Here is a 6,422-nt window from a genome sequence, read left to right on the forward strand (position 1 = left end):
CAGATTCTCTCACACGCCAGCTACCTGACCGCACCGCGTCACCAAATGCTGAATACCGAAAACTGTCAACCACAATGAAACAGATCCTGATCATTAACGGCCCGAACCTGAACCTGCTGGGTAAGCGCGAGCCGGGTATTTATGGTAGCCGTTCGTTTGTCGATTACCTGAAAACGCTCGAAGAACAGTTCTCCGACGTGCAACTACGCTATTTTCAGTCGAACCACGAAGGCGAACTCCTGGATAAAATTCACGAGCTGGGTTTCGAGGTAGATGGCATCGTTATTAATGCGGGGGCTTATACCCATACCTCCATTGCCATTGCCGATGCACTTTCGGCTGTTACAGCCCCGGCTGTTGAGGTGCATATCTCCAACGTACACGCCCGCGAGGAATTCCGTCACCACAGCTACCTGTCCGCCAAATGCAAAGGCGTAATTGTGGGTATGGGGTTGATGGGCTACGAACTGGCAGTGCGGTATTTACTGAGTATATAGTTTGTAATAAGTAAAGCACTTGCCTGGTAAAAAGGTATTGCCGGAATTTGGGATAAGGCGTCAATGCAAGGATTGAATGGAAATGATAATGGAGTATAATTCTGCCACTACAAAATTTATCCAGTACATTCAGCTCATGCGAGGCTGGAAAATCCCATTCACTGGAATCCTTATCTTATTCAGTTCAGTAATAGTTGTAGGGCAGTCTGATAGTGTTGGGTTATCTATTCCAAAGCTGAAGAAAATTCCTGTAGCAAGTCAAACCTATCATCCTGAGTCAAATATCTCCTACCTGACATTAGCCAATGGAGTTAGAATTGCCCTCCGGCCAATGGTTGGTAGGGAAGGGAGCCACATTGATTCATCCATATACATCCGGGCCGAAAGCGTAAACCGTAAAGGACAATATGCCGGTAGCGACAAAATAAATGTGCGAATTGGAGGCTATTTAATCCGGTATGCCGGAGTGGCTAACTTAGATCACGAAGCATTCGACCACTTTTTAAAAGAACATAAAACGTATTTCTAATCAAATGGTAGCCAATTATCGCTGGGAATAAGTCTGCAAACATACCCGAACCATTTAAACGAAGCCTTTCAGGCAATTTATGCTTTTTACACGGAGCCGCGATCAGACTATAAAGCTACTCGTTTTGCTCTGGATGAATTAATAAAAAGGTACTGGCAAAGGCCGGATACTTCACTGGAAAGCATCACGTCAGATAGTTTACGACTAGTTCTGGCTCGAAAGGGTAGCTATCTTGAAGCAACCGATTTAGAAAAGGCTGTTCCTAAGCGAGCGGTCAGGCTGTACAAAAAGCGGCTTTCCAACGCCCAGGATTTTATCTTTACTATCGTGGGAGCCTATTCATTAGAGCAGATCATTCCTTTAATTCAACTGTATCTGGGTAATCTGCCAACATCGAAAGTAAGTAACCGTCCAACAGACGATGATGGTAGTTTTCCCGATCCGCGTCTGAAAAGAACGATCTATTTGCCCAACATATCAACAGCAGTCATTAACCAGGTATTCCTGACCAACTATGAACAGGTAGAAGAGGGCCAGAATAATCTGGACGAAGCGTATACCAGCGTCTTAAGCAGCCGGATTAAAAAAAAGTTGGATAATGTTAAGCACCGGGATGAGCGTGTTTTGGTTCTGAAGCAGCCTGGGGAAATACTCAATATGACCCGTTCCAAGAATAGGCAGGTGGGGGTGCTGGTCAAACTATACTGTTCGCCGGCCCGCGTTGATTCGCTGGTTGCATTGGTCCGCTCAGAAATGGAAATTTTATCTAAAGAGCCTGTTTCTGAAGGTGAAATGGACAGTTTTAAACAAAGGGGAAAGAAAAATAATGATTACTTTCAGACTAGTAGTTATATGTGGAGCCTTGTGATGTGGGGAAGCAGTTTTGGCTCAGACTGGCCAATGAAAATTTCTGCTGATCGTGAGCAGTTGTTAAAAAAAATTACGCCTAAAGCTTTACAGCAAACAGCCCGGCGATATGCATCAACGAAAGATATAATTGAACTCATATTTCTGCCAACGTCCACCCGGTGATCGTTTGTGTACTGATTTATGATGCCTAACTAACAACTCATGATAACCTTCTACCCTGGTCCGTCAAAAGTATATCCGCAGGTGGCAGACTATGCCGCCGAAGCGGTGCGGACGGGTATTGTGAGCCTGAATCACCGTAGTGCGGAATTTATGGCCATTGTACAGGAAACTGTTCGGCTGCTGCATGAGAAACTCGACATCCCGGCGGATTATCACATTGCGCTGGTTTCCTCGGCCACCGAGTGCTGGGAAATTGTAGCGCAATCGCTGACGGCCCACGCCAGTTTGCATCCGTACAACGGCGCATTTGGTAAGAAATGGGCGGAGTATGCCTACCGGATCAAGCCGCCCATCAGTCTGAACGAAGCCGACGTGCTGTGTATCGTGCAGAATGAAACATCCAATGGCACCCAAGTCAGCATGGACACGCTGGCCCAGTTTCGCCGGGATTTTTCGTCGCTCATTGCCGTCGATGCAGTTTCGTCAATGGCGGGAGTAGCGTTCGAATGGACACTGGCCGATGTTTGGTTTGCGTCGGTGCAAAAGTGTTTTGGGCTACCGGCGGGGCTGGCCGTCCTGATTTATTCACCAGCCGCCCTAAAACGAGCCGAAGAAATCGGTGAGCATGCGCATTATAACAGCCTGCTCTTTATGCACGAAAACTTCTCGAAATACCAGACACCTTATACCCCCAACGGCCTGGGTATTTATCTGCTTATGCGCGTACTGCAACAGGTGCCGCCTATTGAGGAAGTGAATGCCCGTACCAAACAGCGGGCGGCTGACTGGTATGCATTTTTTGAACAGGAGATGGCTGGGTCGTCCTTTAAACTACTCATTGACGACCCGGCTACCCGGTCCGATACGGTCATTGCCGTGTCTGGAAACGAGCAGGTAATTAAAGCCGTCAAAGCAGCCGCCCAACGGGCGGGTATCACGCTGGGTAATGGCTACGGCGACTGGAAAGCAACAACTTTCCGCATTGCCAACTTTCCAGCTATTTCCGACGAAGAGATTGGAACCTTAATGCATTTTTTTCGGTCGTATGCCAATTAACAGACACTATAGGTCTCATGTTTAGTTTTAGAGAAGCGGTTTCCGTTACCCTGATTTTGTTTTCAGTCATCGACGTGATTGGCTCACTACCGGTCATTATCGACCTCCGCAAGAAGACTGGCAAAATCGAATCGGAGCGGGCCACGTTTGCTTCGGGTATATTGATGGTTTCGTTCCTGTTCGTTGGCGAGCGAATTCTTAAACTCTTCGGAGTCGATGTTGCGTCGTTTGCCGTGGCGGGTGCCCTGGTTATATTTCTTATTGGCCTGGAGATGATTCTGGGTCGTACTATTTTCAAACCAGAGGTCGATTCGGGCGGGGCTACGCACATTGTACCCATTGCCTTTCCGCTGATAGCCGGGGCGGGTACCCTGACAACCATCATTTCACTACGGGCCGAGTACCAGACGCTCAATATCATCATTGGTATCATCCTCAACCTGCTGCTGATATATGGGGTCCTCAAATCGTCGGCCTGGCTCGAAACCCGGCTGGGTACCGGAGGGCTGGCGGTGCTGCGTAAAATCTTTGGGATTATCCTCCTGGCTATTGCCATAAAACTCCTGAAAACAAACCTGATTGCTGGATTTTAGGTAATCTGACCTATCTATAAACAGTCTCTGAAAAAAGCTGAAATCCTGAAAAAACCACATTTTTTCACTGAAATAGCTAGACCGACAGGCTAGAAGAAGACCATTAGGGTCTTTTTTTGTTTTAACATCCAAAATGCTGACTTATTAAAAAATAGTAGTAAATACGGCGTTTTACTGTACCAAACGAATTAAAATTATAATTTTTTTGTAAAATCAGTACTAAATATGGCTTTTGTGGCAAATTGCATTAATAAATTATTGTAAAGCCGTACTATATTTGCTGAACGTATGGTGACAAAACCCCTATTCAATTAATCCACTTGTACATTATGGCAAAGGCGAAGTTAGAATACATTTGGCTTGATGGCTATAAGCCAACCCAGAGCTTACGGTCAAAAACAAAAATTGAAGACGATTTCTCGGGTAATCTGGATGATTGCCCTATGTGGTCGTTTGACGGTTCTTCGACGGAGCAGGCAGAAGGCGGCTCATCGGACTGCCTGCTGAAACCCGTTTTTATCTGCCCTGACCCACAGCGCAAGAACGGTTTTCTGGTTATGTGCGAAGTTCTGAACGCCGACGGTACCGCTCACGTATCCAATGGCCGGGCTACGATTCAGGACGATGATAATGATTTCTGGTTTGGCTTCGAGCAAGAGTACTTCCTGTGGGATATGAGCATTGATAAACCGCTTGGCTTCCCCGTCGAAGGGTTCCCAACCCGTCCGCAGGGTCCTTATTACTGCTCGGTAGGTGCCCAGAACGCCTATGGTCGTTACATCGTTGAAGAACACCTGGATGCCTGCCTGGAAGCTGGTTTGAATGTAGAAGGTATTAACGCCGAAGTCGCTACGGGACAGTGGGAATTCCAGATTTTTGCCAAAGGTGCAGCCGCAGCCGGCGATCAGATTTGGGTAGCCCGCTACCTGCTGGAGCGCATTGGTGAAAAATACAATGTATCGATCAACTGGCATTGTAAGCCACTGGGTGCTACCGACTGGAATGGTTCGGGCATGCACGCTAACTTCTCTAACTCTGCTCTTCGTACGGCTGGTAACAAAGGCACTTACGATACCATCTGTAAGGCTTTCTCACCGGCTGATGTTATCAAAGCGCACATTGCCGTGTACGGTGCCGACAACGAGCTACGCCTGACGGGTAAGCACGAAACTCAGTCCATCGACCAGTTCTCTTACGGAATTTCTGACCGGGGTGCTTCCATCCGTATCCCCATCGCTACGGTAGAGCGCGGTTGGAAAGGCTGGCTCGAAGACCGTCGTCCTAACTCGGCGGCTGACCCCTATAAAGTAGCGGCTGTTATCATCAAAACCGTTAAGTCGGCCGATGTAATGGAAGCGGCTTAGGCCAATAATACACTACGAGTAAAGCCCGGTTACGACAGTAGCCGGGCTTTTTTTATGAGTTATCGTATTTATTACCGTATGATAAATTGACGGAGCAAGGACTATGATTGTAGTAAATGAAATTGTTACTTTAAGTATTGACGGACGAATTACTGCTTGCTCAGTAAGGCTATTGTGGAACTATAACTAGTCTGATAATTACAGGGAAATAGTTCCAGAGTTTGGCGTTCAATCGTATGGTGGATGAATCGGCTAAAGTGTGCTTGTGGATCGGATTTCGGTCGACAGGTTGCAGGCCGCAGCGGTCAGATTTTTTGCTCGTTCAGCGGTCTCCGGTTGACAGGGCGAACGCCTAAGTAAGTGGGCCTTACCTCAATCAGCCCAAGCCTTAGATAAACTATAAGTACCTCTAAACGCTACATGATATGCCTAAGTACCTCATTGAACGCGAAATTTCGGGAGCAGGCCAGTTGTCTGCCGAACAACTAAAAGGTATTTCACAAACTTCCTGTGGTGTACTCAGTAACATGGGACCCCAGATTCAATGGCAGCAAAGCTATGTGACAGGCGACAAAATTTATTGCGTTTACATCGCTCCAAACGAAGAAATGGTACGTGAGCACGCCCGACAAGGCGGCTTTCCTGCTAATTCGGTGAGCGAAGTAGTGACAATTATTGACCCGACGACCGCCGAGTAAATCGGTTTACCCGGATTTACGCGTTATTGCCCGCTCCGTGCTGTGTAAAGGCTCATTCGTCGCCATCAAATCTTACAGGTGTTGGGTGGGAGTCCATAAAGTGCTTGCAGGGCGGGTCTTGTGTGACAAATCGAATGCCCCACAGGAAAGACTTAGCCCAACAAGGGAAAGGGTGTGAAAGTCGAAAGTATGGGTGTTAGGTAGATCGCCAATAAGTGCTTATAGGGCGGGTAACAGGCAACAGGTTGCCCGTCCCGAAGGTCAGGCTTTCGTTGGTTGGGCAGGTTGCAGGCCATAAAGTGCAACTGAGTTAGGTCAGTGGACAGTACGAGCTAGTTTTCTCTAAAAGACAATGAAACCAATTGCTGTAAAATCGCCGGATATTCCCCATCCAGCCATGACTTACTCCCAGGCTGTAAGAGTGGAAAACTTACTATTTGTCGCTGGGCAACCGGGTGTCAACTTTGAGTCGGGATTTATCTCGACTGATTTTGAAATACAGGCGAGACAGGCTTTTGCTAATCTCGCTGCCGTGCTTAATGCCGTAGGTTCGGGCTTGGATAAAGTAGCTTAGTAATGCTGATAAAATAAGGTGACATTTTAAGCAAGTACGAGATAGGTAAGTTGTGGATTGATTGGATGAGGGCGAATGC

At 47.3% G+C, this 6,422-nt stretch carries 8 protein-coding genes; all 8 read left to right on the forward strand.

Going from position 1 to position 6,422, the window contains the following annotated elements; all coding sequences use genetic code 11:
• The first annotated feature begins 74 nt into the window (after window positions 1–74).
• The 8 genes from aroQ to B157_RS36345 all read left to right on the forward strand — a co-directional run bounded on the left by aroQ (window position 75) and on the right by B157_RS36345 (window position 6,343).
• Window positions 75–497 carry a type II 3-dehydroquinate dehydratase gene (aroQ, locus tag B157_RS0130640; protein ID WP_020607119.1) on the forward strand — a complete coding sequence of 141 codons (423 nt, stop codon included), beginning with the start codon at window positions 75–77 and terminating at the stop codon, window positions 495–497.
• Window positions 498–633: 136 nt separating this feature from the next.
• On the forward strand, window positions 634–1,026 hold the full coding sequence (locus B157_RS0130645) for a hypothetical protein (protein ID WP_157618648.1): 393 nt from the start codon (window positions 634–636) through the stop codon (window positions 1,024–1,026).
• 327 nt (window positions 1,027–1,353) lie between these two features.
• Window positions 1,354–2,058: a peptidase M16 family protein gene (locus B157_RS0130650; protein ID WP_020607121.1), complete on the forward strand. Its 705-nt coding sequence runs from the start codon at window positions 1,354–1,356 to the stop codon at window positions 2,056–2,058.
• A gap of 39 nt (window positions 2,059–2,097) precedes the next feature.
• Window positions 2,098–3,114 (forward strand): aminotransferase class V-fold PLP-dependent enzyme, encoded by a 1,017-nt coding sequence (locus tag B157_RS0130655; protein ID WP_020607122.1) that lies wholly within the window; start codon window positions 2,098–2,100, stop codon window positions 3,112–3,114.
• 17 nt (window positions 3,115–3,131) lie between these two features.
• Window positions 3,132–3,707 carry a MarC family protein gene (locus B157_RS0130660; RefSeq protein WP_020607123.1) on the forward strand — a complete coding sequence of 192 codons (576 nt, stop codon included), beginning with the start codon at window positions 3,132–3,134 and terminating at the stop codon, window positions 3,705–3,707.
• A gap of 329 nt (window positions 3,708–4,036) precedes the next feature.
• On the forward strand, window positions 4,037–5,071 hold the full coding sequence (locus B157_RS0130665) for a glutamine synthetase beta-grasp domain-containing protein (protein WP_020607124.1): 1,035 nt from the start codon (window positions 4,037–4,039) through the stop codon (window positions 5,069–5,071).
• A 425-nt stretch (window positions 5,072–5,496) separates the two neighbouring features.
• Entirely contained in the window at window positions 5,497–5,769 is a 273-nt protein-coding gene (locus B157_RS0130670) for a DUF4242 domain-containing protein (protein WP_020607125.1), read from the forward strand.
• 352 nt (window positions 5,770–6,121) lie between these two features.
• Window positions 6,122–6,343 carry a RidA family protein gene (locus tag B157_RS36345; protein WP_020607126.1) on the forward strand — a complete coding sequence of 74 codons (222 nt, stop codon included), beginning with the start codon at window positions 6,122–6,124 and terminating at the stop codon, window positions 6,341–6,343.
• Window positions 6,344–6,422: the final 79 nt, after the last annotated feature.

It is taken from the genome of Spirosoma spitsbergense DSM 19989 (genome assembly GCF_000374085.1).
Lineage (GTDB): Bacteria > Bacteroidota > Bacteroidia > Cytophagales > Spirosomataceae > Spirosoma > Spirosoma spitsbergense.